Raw genomic sequence first — 17,673 nt, 5'->3', positions numbered from 1 at the left:
GCCCGGGGGACGCTTCCGCCCGTGGTGGTCAGGCGCCTCCCAGCGCGCTCGGTAACGAAAAGATCACGGAAGGGCCTGTACAAAGCGACAGAGTCGTGCAGAATGGTGGGCGGCCATGACGACTGCACCCGAACCAGACCAGCACCCGGAGACCCCGGTGGTGCACCTGTCCCGACGCGCCGCCCTCGAGGCCGAGCGCGCAGCAGCCCGCGGACCACAGCGTCGCAGCAAGACGGCCCCGGCCGCGAAGGCCGCCAAGCCCGAGAAGCCGGCCAAGGCCGCGAAGGTCGCCAAGCCGGCCAAGGTCGCGAAGCCGGCCAAGGCACCGAAGGCCGCGAAGGTCGCCAAGCCGGCGAAGTCCGTCGTGCTCGCGACCAAGTCCTCGGCCACCGAGCCGGCCGGCCGCCGCTCCGCCGCCGCACGCGCCACCACCGAGCACGTCGACGACCGCATCCAGCGCGTCGTCCGCCGCCCCGCGCCCAGGGTGACCCGCGTCGCCAGCGCGCCCCGGGCCTCCCGGTCGGCCCGTGCCGGACGCATCACCCTCACCAGCGCCGCCGCAGCCATCGCGATGTTCGCCGCCTCGGCGATGCCCGCACACGCGAGCGCCGGCACCTCGATGGCCACCTCGACCATCGCGCCCATCGTGCGCACCCAGGACTACGCCGTGACCCAGGCGGTCACGTCCGCCGGGTTCGACCGTGACGGGTTCACCGTCGGCGGTGGCTCGACCGTCACCACGACGACGGCTGGTTCCGCCGACACCGCGGCGATCGCCGGAGGCGCCGTGTCGTTCGGCGGCGCGGTCCGCTCGCCGTTCCCCGGCCCCGTGCAGATGAGCTCCGGCTTCGGGTACCGCTCGGCACCGTGCGGCGCGTGCTCGTCGCTGCACCAGGGCCTCGACTTCACCCCGGGCATGGGCACGCCGATCGGCGCCGTCGCCGCGGGCAAGGTCCGGGTCTCGGGCACCTACTTCTCGTACGGCAACGCGGTCATCATCGACCACGTGGTCGACGGCCGACAGGTCTCCACGCTCTACGGCCACATGATCCCCGGCTCTTCGCCGCTCAAGGTCGGCGACACCGTCGCTGCCGGGCAGTTCATCGGGCTCGTCGGGTCCTCCGGCGTCTCGACCGGTGCGCACCTGCACCTCGAGGTCCTGATGGACGGCGTCACCCCGATCGACCCGGAGGCGTGGCTCGAAGCCCGCATCGGTCGCTCGCTCACCCTGTAGCGACCGCTCCCGTCACGACGCGGGATCCACAGCCGCTGTCGAGCGGCAGCACGGTGATGTCCCAGTCGGCCTGTGCAGACTCACAGACATGGACGATCCCCACAGACCGCCCGCCCGTCGTCGATCCGAGGCGGCTGCCCACTGATGGGCGCCGACACCTGGATCGCCTTCGGGCTCGTCATCCTCTTCGTGCTCGTCGGCGGGGTCTTCGCGGCCGCCGAGATCGCGCTCGTCTCCCTCCGCGAATCCCAGCTGCAGCAGCTCGAACGCCGCGGCCCCCGGGGGATGCGGGTCGCCGAGCTCGGCCGTGACCCGAACCGGTTCCTGTCCGCCGTGCAGATCGGCGTGACCGTCGCCGGGTTCTTCTCCGCCGCGTACGGTGCGTCCTCGATCGCACCCGACGTCGCGCCGCTGTTCCAGGGACTCGGCCTCGAGCAGGGCACGGCCGAAGCCGTCGCGCTCGTGCTGATGACCCTCGTGATCGCGTACCTGTCGCTCGTGTTCGGCGAGCTCGTGCCGAAGCGTCTGGCCCTGCAGCGTGCCGAGGGCTTCTCGATGGCCGTCGCCCCGACCCTGGAGCGCTTCGCGGTGCTGATGCGGCCGGTGATCTGGCTGCTCTCGAAGTCCACCGACACCGTCGTGCGACTGCTCGGTGGCGACCCGGACGCCCGCAGCGAGTCGATGAGCACCGAGGAGCTCCGCGGCCTGGTCGACGAGCACACCGGCGTCGACGAGCAGGGACGCCGGATCGCCCGCAGCGCCCTGGACGCCGGTGACCGCATCCTGCGCGAGTCGATGCGCCCCTGGTACGACGTGTCGACACTGGACGCCGGCCTCTCCGTCGCCGAGGCCACCGACCAGGCCATCGCTGCCGGGCACACCCGGTACCTCGTGACCTCCGGCGGGCGTGACGAGGTCCAGGGCTTCGTGCACCTCCGTGACCTGCTGCGTCCGGTCAACCCCTCGGCCCCGGTCGCCACGCTCGTCCGGCCGGTGCTCGCCCTGCCCGAGACGAAGTCGCTGTCGAGTGCGATCGCGGACATGCGCACCGACGGCCACCAGATCGCCCTGGTGGTCGACGAGTACGGCGGCAGCGCCGGCATGGTCACGCTCGAGGCGCTGCTCGAGGACCTCGTCGGCCGCATCCGCGACGAGTGGGACTCCACCGAGTACGACGAGTCGATGCTGGCGCACGACGGGGTCGACGGGGCCACGGTGCTCGAGGACCTGGCCGCGGACGGCGGTCCCGTCCTTCCGGACGGCGACTACGAGACCGTGGGTGGGCTCGTGCAGGTGCAGCTGGACCGCGTGCCCGAGGTCGGTGACGTGGTCCTGGCCGGCGGGCACCGCCTCGAGGTCACCGCCATGGACGGTCACCGTGTCGCGCGGGTGCGGATCGGGGCCGACGCCGCGTCCTGACCGCGGCCCCACAGCGGTCGGGAGGCCCGTGGCGCAGGCGGTCGCAACACCCCGCGGGACGCCGGCGAGCGGTCACAGGCCGTCGCCTGCGGCGCCACCAGCCGACAGGTCGCGACCACCCGGCGGGCGGCACGCGACGTGTCGCGACCGGTCGGGCACGGCCGGTCACGCAACGGAACGCGACCAGACGGCGTACGGGAGGCGCGTGGCGGGGCCGCCCCGCGCCTCCCGTCCGCTCCGGGCGGTCGCAACACCCCGCGGGACGCCGACGAGCGGTCACAGGCCGTCGCCTGCGGCGCCACCAGCCGACAGGTCGCGACCACCCGGCGGGCGGCACGCGACGTGTCGTGACCAGTCAGCGACGGCCGGCGGCCGCGCCGCGGCCCTCCCGCCTGCCGGACGCACGGCCCGGGCACGTACGCTCGTCGCATGGGTATCGACGTGCGCAACGAGATCCGCGACTTCCTGTCCTCCAGGCGGGCGCGGCTCACCCCCGAGCAGGTCGGCATGCCGTCGTTCGGCGGCGGGGTCCGACGCGTGCCCGGGCTGCGTCGGCACGAGGTCGCCATGCTCGCCGGCGTCAGCGTCGACTACTACACGCGACTCGAGCGCGGTTCGCTCAAGGGCGTCTCGGACAGCGTGCTCGAGGGCCTGGCGAGCGCCCTGCAACTCGACGAGGACGAGCGCGCGCACCTGTGGGACCTCACGCGCCTGGCGAACTCCGGCGCGAAGGTCATGCACCGGAACGTCCCGACCCGCGTGCGCCCCGGCGTGCAGCGGCTGCTCGACGCCATCACCGGCGCACCGGCCTGGGTGCGGAACGAGCGCGGGGACGTCGTCGCGACGAACGAGCTCGGCCGCGCGCTCTACGCACCGCTCTTCGCCGGCCCCGGACGCCCGGTGAACACCGCACGCTTCACGTTCCTCGACCCGGCCGCCCGCGACTTCTTCCCGGACTGGGCGCAGACCGCGAAGGACGCCGTGGCCGTGCTCCGGACCGCCGCGGTGTCGAACCCCTGCGAGCCGGGGCTCATCACGCTCGTCGGTGAGCTCTCCACCCGGAGCGAGGAGTTCCGCGGCTGGTGGGCCGCCCACGACGTCCGGATGCAGCGCACCGGCAAGAAGCGCATCGACCACCCGATCGTGGGGGAGCTGCGGCTGTCCTACGAGGCGCTCGACCTGGTCGCCGACCCCGGCCTGACGCTGTTCTCGTACTCGGCCGAACCGGGCAGCGAGTCCGAGCGGTCGCTCGCGCTGCTCGGCAGCTGGGCCGCGACGGAGCGGGCTGAGCAGTACGCGGCCCTGCGCGAGTCGGAGTCCGAGTCCGAGTCGGTCGACTGACCCGGCGCCCGCGGGTTCGTAGGGTGGGGACGTGACGAGGACCACGGACGGCTCAGCAGGGGATGCGGACCGCCGGCAGCACCGCCGGCCCGAACCCGCGTTCGCCCGTGCGGTCGCGAAGGCCCTCGGCGACGCCCGGACCGTGCTCGACGTCGGTGCCGGTGCCGGTGCCGCCGGGTCCTACGCGCCGACCGATCGCGACGTGACCGCCGTGGAGCCCGCCGGAGACCTGCCCTTCGCCGACGACACCTTCGACGCCGCGATGACGACCTTCTCGATGCACGAGTGGCATGACCTCGAACGCGGGCTCGCCGAGGTGCGTCGGGTGACCCGGGGCCCCGTCGTGGTCCTGACGTTCGACCCCGACCGCATCGAGCGCTCCTGGCTCGCCGACTACGCGCCCGAGGTGCTGTCGGCCGACGCCCGTCGCCATCCGGCACTGCCGCGGATCGCCGACGCACTGGGCGACGACACCGTGACGAGCACCCCGTTGCCGATCCCGTTCACGTGCGTCGACGGGTTCGCCGAGGCGTACTACGCCCGCCCCGAGCGACTGCTCGACCCCGGCGTGCGCCAGGCGGACCCGACATGGGGCCTGGTCGACGAGTTCACCGTCCGGCGGTCGGTGGCAGCGCTCCGGACCGCGCTGGAGTCGGGGGAGTGGGACCGGCGGCACGGGTCGTTGCGGATCTGCCCGACGTACGAGGGCTCGGTCGTCCTGGTCACGGCGACGCCGAACCGGCCGCGGACGGACCGGGCCGGGCTTGACACCCGGTCGTAGGCTGGTCGGGTGAGCTTCCAGGAGGTGGTCGGCGCCCGTATCGCCGGCATCAGGGCGTGAGGCCCTCGGTCGTGCCCTCGGGTGCGGCCGCCCTCGTCGAACCCTGACCTCCTCCGCCCGGTGCGGTGTGCGTCCGCACGCCCCGGGCCCGCACGAAAGCGATCACCCATGCTCCCCATCGTGGAGAAGACCCTCCGCACGTCCTTCGTCAACGCCTCGCGCAAGGAGGTGTCCGACCTCACGCTGCCCGCCGAGTTCGAGACGCTCGACTGGGACGCGCTCGACTACCTCGGCTGGCGCGACCCGAAGATCGGGCGGCGTGCGTACGCCGTCGTGCCGAGCCTGGACGGCGACCTGGTCGGCATCCTGTTCCGGCAGGCCGAGGCGTCGCCCCGCTCCCGTGCCCAGTGCTCGTGGTGCCAGGACGTCAAGCTGCCGAACGACGTCGCGTTCTACAGCGCGAAACGGTCCGGGCCGGCCGGACGGAACGGCAACACCGTCGGCACCCTGGTGTGCCAGGACTTCCAGTGCTCGCGGAACGTCCGGAAGCTGCCGCCGCCCGCCTACGAGGGCTACGACGTCGAGGCAGCGCGCCTCCGGCGCATCGAGGACCTGCAGGTCCGGGCCGCGTCCTTCGCCGCCGAGGTCTGAGACGCCGGCGTCCTCGGAGGACGCCGCCGAGTCAGCGAAACGCCGCCGGATTCGGAGGCGTCTCGCGCTGACGCCGGCGTCTCGCGTCCGCAAACGCGACTGACGACGGACTGGAGGCCCGTGACGGATCCGCCACGGGCCTCCAGGCCGTCATCCGGTCGCGTCTACCGACCGATGGTCGACATGTCGGGGTAGCGGTCACCGGTCGGGACCGGCAGCGCCGACAGGCGCGACAGCTGGTCCGCCGTGAGGGTCAGGTCGGCTGCGCCGACGTTCTCCTCGAGGCGGGAGACCCGCTTCGTGCCGGGGATCGGGACGATGTCGTCGCCCTGGGCCAGCAGCCAGGCGAGCGACACCTGCGCCGGGGTGGCGCCGGCCTCGGTGGCGATCTCCTTGACCGCGTCGACGATGCGCATGTTCTGCTCGAACGCCTCTTCCTGGAAGCGCGGGTTCGCCAGGCGGAAGTCGTCGGAGTCCAGGTCGGACGGCTTCGTGATGGCACCCGTCAGGAACCCGCGGCCGAGCGGCGAGTACGGCACCAGGCCGATGCCGAGCTCGCGCAGGGTGTCGAGCACGTCGCCCTCGGGATCCCGCGTCCACAGCGAGTACTCGCTCTGCAGCGCGGTGATCGGGTGGACGGCGTGGGCCTTGCGGATGGTCTCGGCACCGGCCTCGGACAGTCCGATGTGCCGGATCTTGCCCTCCTGCACGAAGCCGGCGAGCTGCCCGATGACGTCCTCGATCGGGACGGCCGGGTCGACGCGGTGCTGGTAGTAGAGGTCGATGTGGTCCGTGCCCAGGCGACGGAGTGAACCCTCGAGGGCCTCGCGCACGGACTCGGGCTTGCTGGAGATCCCGCGCTGCTGCGTCGGCGTCTCCTCACCGGCCTCGTGGTGGTACAGGCCGAACTTGGTCGCGATGACGACGTCGTCGCGACGGCCCTCGAGCGCACGGCGCAGGAGTTCCTCGTTCGTGTAGGGGCCGTACGCCTCGGCGGTGTCGAACAGGGTGACGCCGAGGTCGATCGCGCGGTGGATGGTGCGGATCGACTCGTCGTCGTCGGTGCCGGCGCCCGTGTAGAAGGCGCTCATGCCCATGGTTCCGAGGCCGATCGGGCCGACCTCGAGGTCTGCGAGCTTGCGTGTCTGCATGCTGCAGGTCTACTCCCGGTCCCCCTGACGGCGGGAGGCACTGGCTGTACCCGCCTCCGCACCACTACGCTGCGAGGGACGGGGCAGACGCCCCGGGCTCGGGGGAGTGTCGTGGTCGTCATCTGGATCGTCATCGCCGTGGTCGTCGTGCTCGGCGCCCTGCTCGTCGTGCTCGAGGTGCAGAACCGCCGTCGGCGGCGAGCGCTCGAGGACCTCGAGGACTTCTCCGACCCCACCGCCGGGTCACGTGCCATGGTCGAGGCCGACGCCGCTCGATCGACGGCCGAAGGGGTGTCGAGGACCGCGCACCCGGGTGGCAGCGCCTCCAGCGGGATGTTCTCCGGCTGACCCACCCGGCCGCTCCGGCGGTTGTGCGAAGCAGCGGATCGCGGTGACCCGAGCTGCCCGCGCTTCGTGAGGTTCCTCCAAGGTGCTCGCACGATTGCTCCGCGCACTGGTGTGATCGTCCCGTGAACCTGTACTTCCGACTGCTCCTGCTGCAGCTGCGCACACGTCTGCGCGCTCGGGTCGGCGGGCGCCGCCGGGCGTCGCTCTGGGACGAGGTGCGGACGCCGTTCCGGGTGGTCCCGACCGACCTCGACCCCCTGCGGCACGTCAACAACGGCAAGTACCTGTCGATGCTCGACCTCGGTCGGCTCGACCTGATGCTCCGCTCCGGGTACTGGGCCGCGCTGGCCGAGCACGACTGGTACCCCGTCGTCTCGGCGCAGACGATCACGTACAAGCGGTCGCTGACGCTCGGGCAGCGGTTCGAGCTCCGCACCCACGTGCTCGGGGTCGACGACCGTGCCGTGTACCTGGAGCAGACGTTCGTGCGACAGGGTGCCGTGATGGCCCGCGCCGTGGTGCAGGCCCGGTTCCTGCGGCGTTCCGGCGGGACGGTGCCGACCGCGGACCTGCTCGAGGCCGCGGGTGGCGCGGACCGCGACCTGACCGTGCCCGACTGGGTGCACGACTGGGCGAGTGCGACCCGGATCAGCAGTGGCGCGGCGTAGACAGGTCCGGTGACCGAACCAGCAGGCTCCCACCGGACGACCGCCACCTCGCGCCGCGTGCTCATCGCCGGCGGGGTCGGTCTCGGTGTCGCCGGCATCCTCGCCGCCTGCAGCAGGCCGGGGCCCGAACCCAGCCGGTCACCGAGCGCCGCCCCGACGCGCTCGCAGACCCCGGACCCTGCACCGAGCGACTCCCCGGACCACGGCCCGGATTCATGGGACGCTCTGGCCGCCGCGGTGACCGGAACCGTGCTCCGGTCCGGCGCGGCGGGGTGGGACGACGCCCGTGTGCTCGAGAACCCGCGCTTCGACGACGCCGACCCGCGGGGGATCCTCCGGGCGGCGGACACAGCGGACGTGCAGGCCGGCCTCGCCTTCGCCCGGACCACCTCGACGCCGGTGGCGCTCCGGGCCGGCGGGCACTCCTACACGGGGTGGTCGGCCGGCGGAGCGTCCGGCACCGGTGTGCCGCGATCGCTGGTCATCAGCACGCAGGACCTGGACGGCATCGACCTGCACGACGACGGGACCGTCACGATCGGCCCGGGTGCCCGGCTCGGCGACGTGTACGCCGAGCTCGCGAAGGCCGGACGGGCGATCGGCGCCGGTTCGTGCCCGACGGTCGGCATCGGCGGACTGACCCTGGGTGGTGGAGTCGGCGTCCTCGTCCGGTCCTTCGGTCTGACCTGCGACCAGCTCACCGGGGCAACCCTCGTCACCCCGGACGGGGTCGTGCACCGGGTGTCGACGTCCCGCGAACCCGACCTGTTCTGGGCCTGCCGCGGTGGGGGCGGTGGAACCGTCGGCGTCGTGACCGCACTGACGTTCCGGACGCACGCCGCGCCTCCCGTCCTGCTCTTCACGATCACGTTCGCGTGGTCGGCCGCCGCTGCCGTGGTGCGTGCCTGGCAGGACTGGGCGCCGACCGCCGACCGGGAGCTGTGGTCCACGCTGAAGCTGCTGAACGGCAGTCGGCACACCGCACCGACCGTCACGGTGACCGGCGTGTGGACCGGATCGAAGACCGGCGCCGACACCTCCGTCGACGGTTTCATCGCTGCCACCGGGGCGAAGCCGCTCGCCCACACCGGGCGGGTGCTCACCTACGGCGCGGCGATGTCCGCGTTGGCGGGGAAGCCGCAGCGGGTGTCCGAGGCGGCGACGTCGTCGATCGGCTCGACGAAGCTCAGCGACGCCCAGATCGACGTGCTCGTCCGGCAGGCGGCCGCGGCGGGTGACGTGACGGGCAACCTCGAGGGTGGGGTGGCGCTCGATGCGCTCGGCGGCGCCGTGGCGGACGTCGGCGCGGGGGACTCGGCCTTCCCCTGGCGGTCGGCGCTGATGACCGTGCAGTACACGGCGGTGTTCGCGGACGGGGCGGATCCCGCGTCGTTCGATGCGTACGTGCGGGGGTTCCGGAAGGCGATGCGACCGGCGTGGGGCGACGCCGCGTACGCGAACTACTGCGATGCATCGATCACCGACCCGTCCGCGTACTTCGGGGACAACACCGCACGTCTGCACCGCATCGCCGAGCAGGCCGACCCCGCGGGCGTGCTCGCGCAGCCGCACTGGGTCTGACGTCGGCCCGGGCACGGTGCGCGCGGTCCGGGTTTCGGCCCCAGCGACACTGCACGCGTCCCGCACCCCGTGAACTGTCGCTCAGCGCGAAACTCGACCGGGCCCACGGCCCACGGCCGGCCGGTCCTACGATGACCGCATGGACATCGTCGACCTGGTGCTGCCGGACGTCGCCGCGTGGCGCGCCTGGCTCGACGACCACGAGCACGAACCCGACGGGGTGTGGCTCGTCCTCGCCAAGAAGGGCGTCACGGAACCGACGACGCTGACCTACGACACGGCCCTCGACGAGGCGCTCTGCTCCGGGTGGATCGACGGGCAGCGGCGCGGGCGCGACGACACCACCTACCGTCAGCGGTTCACCCCGCGCCGGAAGGCCTCGCTGTGGTCGCAGCGGAACCTCGGCCTGGTCGCGGCACTCATCGCCGAGGGACGGATGCGGGAGCGAGGGCACGCCGAGATCGAGCGCGCGAAGGGTGACGGCCGGTGGGACCGCGCCTACGCCGGATCCGCCACGGCCACGGTGCCCGAGGACCTGCAGGCCGCGCTCGACGCCGCCCCCGCAGCCGCCGCACTGTTCGCCGAGCTCGACGCCACGAACCGGTACGCCGTCCTGCACCGGATCACGACGGCCCCGAACGCCACGGTGCGGACGAACCGGCTCACGAAGCTCGTCGGCGGACTCGAACGCGGCGAGACCCCGTACCCGCGGCCCGCCCGTCCGTAGTCCCTGCGAACCCGGGGAGCGGTCGGGGGACACCGACTCAGGGACCGGCAACGCACCGGGCGTAGACCTGGGACATGACCACAGGCACTGACACCACGAACCGTCCGGCCGCGTCCTCCGGCACCTTCCGCATCGGCGGCGACCTCGAGGTCAACCGGCTCGGCTACGGCACCATGCAGCTCACCGGCCCCGGCGTCTGGGGACCGCCGAAGGACCACGACGAGGCGATCCGCGTCCTCAAGCGCGCCGTCGAGCTCGGCGTGAACTTCTTCGACACCGCCGACTCGTACGGCCCCTACGTCGCCGAGGAGCTCCTCAAGGAGGCCCTGCACCCCTACGGCGACGACGTCGTCATCGCCACGAAGGCCGGCCTCACCCGCACCGGCCCGAACGTCTGGCCGCCCGTCGGCCGCCCGGAGTACCTGCGGCAAGAGGCGGAGATGAGCCTCCGCCGCCTGGGCCTCGAGCGCATCGACCTGTTCCAGCTGCACCGCATCGACCCGAAGGTCCCGCTCGAGGACCAGGTGGGCGAGCTGAAGAAGCTGCAGGACGAGGGCAAGATCCGCCACATCGGCCTGTCCGAGGTCTCCGTCGACGAGGTCAAGGCCGCGCAGGAGATCGCCACGATCGTCTCCGTGCAGAACCTCTACAACCTGCAGAAGCGTGACGCCGAGGAGCTGCTCGACTGGTCCGAGGAGCAGGGCATCGGCTTCATCCCGTGGTTCCCCCTGGCCACGGGTGGCCTGACCGGCGAGGACTCGCCGCTCACCGAGATCGCCGAGCGCAAGGGCGCCACCCCGGCGCAGCTCGCGCTCGCCTGGCTGCTCAAGCGCTCCCCGGTGATGCTGCCGATCCCCGGCACGTCGAGCGTCGCGCACCTTGAGGACAACCTCGCGGGTGCCACCGTCGAGCTGACCGACGACGAGTTCGAGGAGCTGGCGAAGCTGGGTCACTGACCCCGGGAAGCGACCGCGGGTCGCGAACGCGACCACCGGTCGGACGGGAGGCGCGGTGCCAGCTGGCACCGCGCCTCCCGTCCGTATTTCTGCCCTGTCCAGATCCGTGCTTGCGCAGGCATACCGCGTATGTGCATACTCAGTATGGCCACGGTGGCCCGAGACGGGGGAAGTGTCATGAGCGTTCGGATGGGCGTACTCGCGCTGCTGGTGGGGGGACCCGGTTACGGCTACCAGCTCCGGGGGGAGTTCGAGCACCGGACCGGTGGGAGCTGGCCGCTGAACATCGGCCAGGTCTACACGACCCTGGACCGCCTGGAACGCGACGGCCTCGTGGCCCGCGGTGACGCCGACGACGACGGACACGTCGTCTACACGGCGACGGACGCGGGTCGCGCCGAGGTGGCGCGCTGGTTCAGCGAGCCCGTGCCGGCCAAGCGCGGCCGCGACGAGCTGGCGATCAAGTTCGCCCTCGCCGTGACCGTGCCCGGGGTCGACGTCGCCCGGCTGGTGCAGGTGCAGCGCGGTGCCGCGATCCGGAACCTGCAGGACCTGACGCGGCTGAAGCGGACGACCGACCCGTCGACGGACCTGGCGTGGTCGCTCGTGCTCGAGTCGATGGTGTTCCAGGCCGAGGCCGAGGTGCGCTGGCTCGACCACGTGGAGTCGAGTGTCGCGCGGTACCGGCCGGACGAGCACCCCGCGACGCCCGATGTCCCCGGGGCTGCCGGTGCTGCCGCTGCCGCTTCCACTTCCGCTTCCGCTTCCGCTTCCGCTTCCGCTGCGCGGAGCGCACGGTGACCGCCGCACCGCTCCTGCAGCTCGACGCCGTGAGCGTGCACTACGGCTCCGGCGCGAAGGCCGTCACGGCCCTGGCCGGCATCGACCTGCGGGTCGAGCGCGGCGAGATGGTGGCCGTGATGGGCACCTCGGGGTCGGGCAAGTCGACGCTGCTCGCCTGCGCCGGCACCCTGCTGCCGCCGACGAGCGGTGAGGTGCTGATCGACGGTGCCTTCGTGTCCGACCGTCCCGCCAAGGAGCTCGCAGCGCTGCGCCGCCGACTCATCGGGTTCGTGTTCCAGGACTTCAACCTGATCCCCTCGTTGACCGCGGTCGAGAACGTGGCACTGCCGCTCGAGCTCGACGGGTGGAAGGCCTCGCAGGCCCGCCGCGCCGCAGAACTCGCGCTGGACAACGTCGAGCTGTCGCACCGCGCCGACGCCTACCCGGACGACCTCTCCGGTGGCCAGCAGCAGCGCGTCGCGATCGCCCGCGGCGTGGTCGGGGAGCGTCGACTCGTGCTCGCCGACGAGCCGACCGGAGCCCTCGACTCGCAGACCGGCGAGGTCGTGCTCCGCATGCTCCGTCGCCACGTCGACGCCGGAGCCGGCGCCCTCCTCGTGACGCACGACGCCCGGCACGCGGCCTGGGCGGACCGCATCGTGTTCCTGCGCGACGGTCGGGTGGTCGACGAGACCGTGTACTCGGGCGTCGAGGCGGCGCTGACGGACCGGACCGCCTCGTGAGCCGGGGTCGGCGTGCCGGGACCGGCCGGACGCCGTTCGCCCTCCGACCGGCGCTCCGTCTGGGGCGTCGTCTGGCGTTCGCGAAAGCGGGCCGTGCGGCACTGATCATCGCGCTCATCGGGATCCCCACCGCCGGGTTCGCCGCTGTCGCCGTCGTGGTGCAGTCCACGCAGCCCACGGTGACCGAGCAGCTCGAGCACGACCTCGGCCAGGCATCGGCGCAGATGCGGGTGTCCGGCCCGGACCTGCCCGGCATGGTGCAGGACCCGGTGCAGTGGCAGTTCACCGACTCGAAGCGGAACAGCCCCGTCACCAAGTCGGACGAGGACTCACCGTTCGCGAACGTCCTGGCGCACGTGCCCGACGGCGCGCTGGCGATCCCGGTCGGCGGCACGCCCGTCGTGGTGCAGGGTGCGCACGGCCCCGTCGGACTGACCGCTGTGGAGGGCAGCGTCTGGGACCCGTCGCTCGAGGGCCACTGGCACGTGCTCGACGGCTCCAGGCCGACCACGCGCAGCGAGCTCATGGTCACGCCGGCGACGCTCGACCGTCTCGGGGCGCGGATCGGCGACACGGTGGACCTGACCGACCCGGTCACCAAGCGCTTCACGATCACCGGGACCATGACCGACCTGGGGACGGACCCGGGGACGCAGGGGGTGTTCCTGCCCTGGGGCACGACGCTCTCGACGACCGACACCACCGACGACGTCGGGCTCGACGACGTCACCGTGTACCTGCCGTCGGACGCCCCGACGTGGTCGGAGATCCGGCAGCTCAACGCGCACGGCATCATCGTGCAGTCGCGTCCGGTCGTGCTCGACCCGCCCGACGCCCGGCTCTCCGGTGGGCAGCTGAGCTCGACACTCGGCTGGTACCTCGGGGCGATGGGGTTGCTCGGCGTCTTCGCGATGTTCGAGGTCGCCCTGCTCGCCGGGGCAGCTTTCCTGGTCGGCACCCGGGCGGACACCCGCTCGTACGCCATCGTCACGAGCGTCGGCGGCGACAAGCGGTTCGTCCGCACGATCGTCGCCGGGTCGGGCCTGGTGCTCGGGCTCGTCGGCGCGGTCCTCGGGGTCGCCGCCGGCACCGGGATCGGCGTGCTCGCGTTCCGGCTGGTCGACAACGGCAACGTGGTGTCGTTCCCCGGGTTGCATGTGCCGCCGCTCCTGCTGCTGTCGATCGCCGCCGCCGGGGTGCTCGCCGGACTCGTCTCCGCGCTCGTCGCCGCACGGTCCGCCACCCGGATCAACGTGCTCGCGGCGCTGCGGGGCTCGCTCCGTCCGGTGCCCGTCAGCCGTCCGGCCCGCCGTCGTCGGCGCATCTGGGGACCGCTGCTCGTGGTCCTCGGCGCCGTGATGACGCTGGCGTGCGGTGTCGGGGTGCTCATGCTCAACGACCGCCCGGTGCAGCACGACCGGTGGGCCTACGTCGTCGGTGCCGGGGTCGCGATCGGGCCGTGCCTGATGCAGCTCGGCATCGCCATCTGCTCGCCGTGGCTGCTCGCCCTGGTCACCCGGCTCACTTCCCGCGCGGGGCTGTCCGCACGGCTCGCCGCCCGCGACGCCCGCCGCAACCCGGTCCGCACGGTGCCGGTGCTGGCGAGCGTGATGAGCGTCGTGTTCGTGGCGTCGGTCGTGATCACGTGGAGTGCGTCGAGCCAGGCCCAGTACGTCCGCGGCTACGAGTACTCCACGGCGGTCGGGGTGGCGACGGCCGAGGTGCAGACCGAGACGAAGGACGGCGGCAGTACCGGTCGTCACGACGCGGAGCTGACGGCCCACGCCGCGAAGGTGGTGTCCGGGGTCTTCGACCAGGACCGCATCCGGGTGCTCGGTGTCGCCCAGGGGCAGCCGGGCGACACCCCCTCGACCGTCACGATCCCGCACCGCTGGAGCGCGTACGACTGCCCGGCGAACGACACGACGAGCTGCTCGTACTACCTGGACACGGCGAGCGCGTCGAGTCCGCACATCTGGGCCGGGACCGTCGACGACTACGCCGTGCTCACCGGGCACCGGCCGTCCGCCGCCGTCCGGAGCGCGCTCGAAGGCGGTCGCGCGGTGTCGCTCTGGCCGGAGTACGCCCACGACGGCGCGGTCCGCGTCGACACCTTCCACGACCGGACGTGGGAGAGCGAGCCCATCACCGAGCGGAGCCGACCGGCGGCGAGCGTCTCGATCCCCGCCGTGCTCGACGTGCAGAGCCCGCGGATCCAGGTCGGCGTCTTCATGACGGAGGCGAGCGCCGAACGGTACGGCGTCCCGGTGGTCGACGGCATGCTCGTCACGACGCTGCCCCACGACATCCAGCCGGCCCAGTGGGACGAGCTGAGCTCGGCGTGGCAGAGCTTCGGCGGCGACGACCGTGCACGGTGGAGCGGCCCGTCGTTCACCTACGAAGCCGGTCCGGTCGACAACGAGGCGATCATCCGGGCGATCGTGCTCGCACTGGCGGCGGCCGTCACCATCGGTGCGACAGCGGTCGCGATCGGACTCGCACGGTCCGACGGCCGGCGGGACGACGAGGTGCTCGACGCCATCGGTGCCGCACCACGCCTGCGCCGCGGGGTGTCGACGTGGCAGGCGGCGATCCTGGCCACGGTCGGCTCGGTGATCGGGACGCTCCTCGGACTGCTGCCGATCCGCGCCCTGACCCTGCGGTTCACCGAGAGTCCGGTCGGGGTGAACCACATGCCCTTCGTGCCGGACTGGCCGGTGCTGGCCCTGCTCGCGGTCGGCCTGCCCCTCGTGGTGACGGCCGGGGCCTGGCTGACCTCGCGGGGTCGGCGGCGGGTGGCGGTGCGACGGGCGCACTGACGCCACGGGAGGCCCGTGGCGGCGTCGCCACGGGCCTCCAGTCCGTCACATGGTGAGCAGGAACGGCCGGGTCGCTGTGCCGGACCCGACCATTCCTGCTCACGAAGCGGCGAGCGCCGCGCTCACGCGAGCTCGGGCAGCGCCTCCGCGTAGGTGCGGAAGTCGCCGCGCTCCGTGTGGATCGCCCACAGGCGGTCGGCGATGGACTCCCCGGAGTGCTCGGGCTCCCGTCGTCGATGCCGAACGGGATGATGAGCTGGCCGACGTGGACGTCCTCGTCGCGGACGGCGTCGTGCAGCAGCTGCGCGTAGGCGCTCTCGGCCGCGAAGGCGACGGACGTCCCGGTGACGCGGGCGCCCGGTCGGACCGCGCTGCCGCCGTTCACGAACAGGATCGTGCCGTGGCCGATCGCGCGCATGCCGGGCAGCACCTGGCGGACGGCGTTGACCGAGCCGTAGACCGAGAACTCGATCGGGCCGACCAGGTCGTCCGCCGTGGTCTCGAGCACCGGGCGCATGTACTCCTTGGCGGGCAGCGGGCTGTACTGCAGCACCTCGATGGGGCCGAGCTGCTCGGTCGCGCGCTCGAGTGCGGTGCGCAGGGAGTCCCCGTCACGGACGTTCGCGGCGAACCCGGCGGCGGTGTGGCCGCGCTCACGCAGTTCCGCGGCGAGGCCGTCCAGCCGGTCCTGGTTGCGGGAGATCAGGGCGACGGCGAAGCCCTCACGGGCGAAGCGCTCGGCGACGGCGAGGCCGAGGCCCTTGCCGGCCCCGACGATGGCGATGGTGGTCATGCGGTGTACTCCTCGTCGCTCACGTGCTCGAGCCAGGTGGTGGTCGTCGCCGGGTCGTCGGCGGTCTCGAGCATCGCGAGGTGTTCCATGTAGTCGGTGGGGGTCGCGCCGTGCCAGTGTTCCTCGCCGGCGGGCGTGTAGACGGTCTGTCCAGCCTGCACCTCGATGACGCGGCCGTCCCGGGTGCCCATCCGCGCGACGCCCTCGGTGACGTGCAGGGTCTGGCCCTTGGCGTGCGAGTGCCACGCGGTGCGGGCGCCGGGCAGGAACCGGACCTTGGCGACGGTCATCGTCTGACCGGGCTCCTTCGGCGAGGCGATGGCGTCGAGGTACACGTCGCCGGTGAACTGCTCGGGCGGGTTCTTGACGGTCGGCTGCTTCGGTTCGATCTGCATGCCGACGACGGTAGGCCGCCGTGCGCACCGTCGGGAGGTGCCGACAGACCCCCTCAGGGGTTTCCCGAACGCAGCGTGTGTGATCGACCCACGACCCCGGGAGGATCATCGTGGACACACCCGCCCGAACGCCCCGCAACCGCCGCCTCTGGTCGCTGGCCGGCCTCGCCGCCGTCGCCGCACTGGCCCTCACCGCCTGCACGAGCGGTGACGGAACCGAGCAGGACGGGTCCGACCGGGGCGGTTCGCCGTCGACGCGCGCGACCGCGCCCGCCGACCTGTCGGCCGGTCAGGTGGCGCTCGACGGTGACACCACCGACGTGGTCACCGGCCTGGAGGCCCCCTGGTCGGTGGTCCTGACGGGTGACGACGGCGACGCGCTGGTCAGCGAGCGTGACTCGGCCCGGGTGCTCGAGCTGCGGTCCGACGGCACCACCCGCCAGGTCGGCACCGTCGACGGTGTCAGCCACGGCGGCGAGGGCGGACTGCTCGGGCTCGCGCTGCACGACGACGACCTGTTCGTGTACTCCACGGCTGACGACGGCAACCGGATCCAGCGGTACGAGCTGACCGGTGACACCAGGTCGTGGGGGCTCGGGGACGCGACGACGATCATCGACGGCCTGCCGAAGAACACGTTCCACGACGGCGGCCGGATCGCGTTCGGGCCCGACGACATGCTCTACGCCAGCGTCGGGGACGCCGGTGCGAGCACGGACGCGCAGGACGAGGACTCGCTCGCGGGCAAGATCCTGCGGCTCACCCCGGACGGCGACGTCCCCGCCGACAACCCGATCGACGGGTCGCCGGTGTGGAGCCTCGGGCACCGCAACGTGCAGGGCATGGGGTGGTCGTCGGACGGCACGATGTTCGCGTCGGAGTTCGGTGAGAACACCCACGACGAGCTCAACGTGATCGAGCCCGGGTCGAACTACGGCTGGCCCGAGGTCGAGGGCACCGGTGGCGAGGACCAGGGCTTCGTCGACCCCGTGCAGCAGTGGTCCACCGACGAGGCGTCCCCCAGCGGCCTCGCCGTCGTCGACGACACGGTGTTCGTCGCGAACCTGCGGGGCGAGGTGCTCCGGGCGGTCCCGGCCGATGACCCCGGCACCGCGACCGAGTACTTCGCGGGTGACTTCGGGCGCATCCGCACGGTGCTCGAGGGCCCGTCGGACACCCTCTGGTTCGTCACGAACAACACCGACGGCCGCGGGACGCCGTCGAGCGGGGACGACCGGATCGTCTCCGTCCCGTTCACGCGCACGTGAAAGGGGTTCCCGCAG

At 72.6% G+C, this 17,673-nt stretch carries 16 protein-coding genes and 1 pseudogene; 14 read left to right on the top strand and 3 right to left on the bottom strand.

Annotated elements, in window-relative coordinates; genetic code table 11:
• Positions 1-115: 115 nt before the first annotated feature.
• From DEJ00_RS04005 to DEJ00_RS03985, 5 genes are all read left to right on the top strand, one after another.
• Entirely contained in the window at positions 116-1,234 is a 1,119-nt protein-coding gene (locus DEJ00_RS04005) for a M23 family metallopeptidase (RefSeq protein WP_146247866.1), read from the top strand.
• Positions 1,235-1,378: 144 nt separating this feature from the next.
• Positions 1,379-2,653 carry a hemolysin family protein gene (locus tag DEJ00_RS04000; protein WP_111056497.1) on the top strand — a complete coding sequence of 425 codons (1,275 nt, stop codon included), beginning with the start codon at positions 1,379-1,381 and terminating at the stop codon, positions 2,651-2,653.
• Between the two features lie 429 nt (positions 2,654-3,082).
• A complete protein-coding gene (locus DEJ00_RS03995) occupies positions 3,083-3,994 on the top strand; it encodes a helix-turn-helix transcriptional regulator (protein WP_071406260.1) in 912 nt (303 codons plus the stop codon).
• A gap of 31 nt (positions 3,995-4,025) precedes the next feature.
• A complete protein-coding gene (locus DEJ00_RS03990) occupies positions 4,026-4,775 on the top strand; it encodes a class I SAM-dependent methyltransferase (RefSeq protein WP_111056496.1) in 750 nt (249 codons plus the stop codon).
• A gap of 168 nt (positions 4,776-4,943) precedes the next feature.
• A complete protein-coding gene (locus DEJ00_RS03985; RefSeq protein WP_111056495.1) occupies positions 4,944-5,426 on the top strand; it encodes an FBP domain-containing protein in 483 nt (160 codons plus the stop codon).
• Between the two features lie 164 nt (positions 5,427-5,590).
• Here the strand turns inward: DEJ00_RS03985 and DEJ00_RS03980 are convergent, their stop codons facing one another.
• On the bottom strand, positions 5,591-6,577 hold the full coding sequence (locus DEJ00_RS03980; RefSeq protein ID WP_111056494.1) for an aldo/keto reductase: 987 nt from the start codon (positions 6,575-6,577) through the stop codon (positions 5,591-5,593).
• Between the two features lie 111 nt (positions 6,578-6,688).
• Here DEJ00_RS03980 and DEJ00_RS03975 point away from each other — a divergent pair, with 111 nt between their 5' ends.
• The 8 genes from DEJ00_RS03975 (at position 6,689) to DEJ00_RS18885 (ending at position 15,202) form a co-directional block, all read left to right on the top strand.
• On the top strand, positions 6,689-6,925 hold the full coding sequence (locus DEJ00_RS03975; RefSeq protein ID WP_111056493.1) for a hypothetical protein: 237 nt from the start codon (positions 6,689-6,691) through the stop codon (positions 6,923-6,925).
• A 122-nt stretch (positions 6,926-7,047) separates the two neighbouring features.
• Positions 7,048-7,593 (top strand): acyl-CoA thioesterase, encoded by a 546-nt coding sequence (locus tag DEJ00_RS03970; protein WP_111056492.1) that lies wholly within the window; start codon positions 7,048-7,050, stop codon positions 7,591-7,593.
• A gap of 9 nt (positions 7,594-7,602) precedes the next feature.
• A complete protein-coding gene (locus tag DEJ00_RS03965; RefSeq protein WP_111056491.1) occupies positions 7,603-9,174 on the top strand; it encodes an FAD-binding oxidoreductase in 1,572 nt (523 codons plus the stop codon).
• A gap of 139 nt (positions 9,175-9,313) precedes the next feature.
• The gene (locus tag DEJ00_RS03960; RefSeq protein ID WP_111056490.1) at positions 9,314-9,901 is read left to right on the top strand and encodes a YdeI family protein; all 588 of its coding nucleotides are present in this window, start codon (positions 9,314-9,316) and stop codon (positions 9,899-9,901) included.
• A 74-nt stretch (positions 9,902-9,975) separates the two neighbouring features.
• Complete coding sequence (locus tag DEJ00_RS03955; protein ID WP_027466858.1) at positions 9,976-10,857, top strand: aldo/keto reductase; 882 nt, start codon at positions 9,976-9,978, stop codon at positions 10,855-10,857.
• Between the two features lie 177 nt (positions 10,858-11,034).
• A complete protein-coding gene (locus DEJ00_RS03950) occupies positions 11,035-11,658 on the top strand; it encodes a PadR family transcriptional regulator (RefSeq protein WP_258373530.1) in 624 nt (207 codons plus the stop codon).
• Complete coding sequence (locus DEJ00_RS03945; protein ID WP_027466859.1) at positions 11,655-12,383, top strand: ABC transporter ATP-binding protein; 729 nt, start codon at positions 11,655-11,657, stop codon at positions 12,381-12,383. Before DEJ00_RS03950 ends, DEJ00_RS03945 begins: the two co-directional genes overlap by 4 nt.
• Positions 12,380-15,202, top strand: coding sequence for an ABC transporter permease (locus tag DEJ00_RS18885; protein ID WP_111056488.1), 2,823 nt, complete (start codon positions 12,380-12,382; stop codon positions 15,200-15,202). Before DEJ00_RS03945 ends, DEJ00_RS18885 begins: the two co-directional genes overlap by 4 nt.
• 322 nt (positions 15,203-15,524) lie before the next feature.
• Here DEJ00_RS18885 and DEJ00_RS18880 read toward each other — a convergent pair.
• Both DEJ00_RS18880 and DEJ00_RS03930 read right to left on the bottom strand, forming a co-directional pair.
• Positions 15,525-15,995: pseudogene (locus DEJ00_RS18880) on the bottom strand (SDR family NAD(P)-dependent oxidoreductase); the annotation flags it as partial.
• Positions 15,992-16,390 (bottom strand): cupin domain-containing protein, encoded by a 399-nt coding sequence (locus tag DEJ00_RS03930; RefSeq protein WP_111056487.1) that lies wholly within the window; start codon positions 16,388-16,390, stop codon positions 15,992-15,994. The pseudogene DEJ00_RS18880 and the gene DEJ00_RS03930, both read right to left, overlap by 4 nt.
• A 110-nt stretch (positions 16,391-16,500) precedes the next feature.
• Here DEJ00_RS03930 and DEJ00_RS03925 point away from each other — a divergent pair, with 110 nt between their 5' ends.
• Complete coding sequence (locus DEJ00_RS03925; protein ID WP_111056486.1) at positions 16,501-17,658, top strand: sorbosone dehydrogenase family protein; 1,158 nt, start codon at positions 16,501-16,503, stop codon at positions 17,656-17,658.
• Positions 17,659-17,673: the final 15 nt, after the last annotated feature.

Source organism: Curtobacterium sp. MCLR17_039 (assembly GCF_003234745.1).
GTDB classification, from domain to species: Bacteria; Actinomycetota; Actinomycetes; order Actinomycetales; family Microbacteriaceae; genus Curtobacterium; species Curtobacterium flaccumfaciens.
Note: the sequence above shows the minus strand (reverse complement) of the source record. Positions and strands in the feature narration are given on the sequence as shown.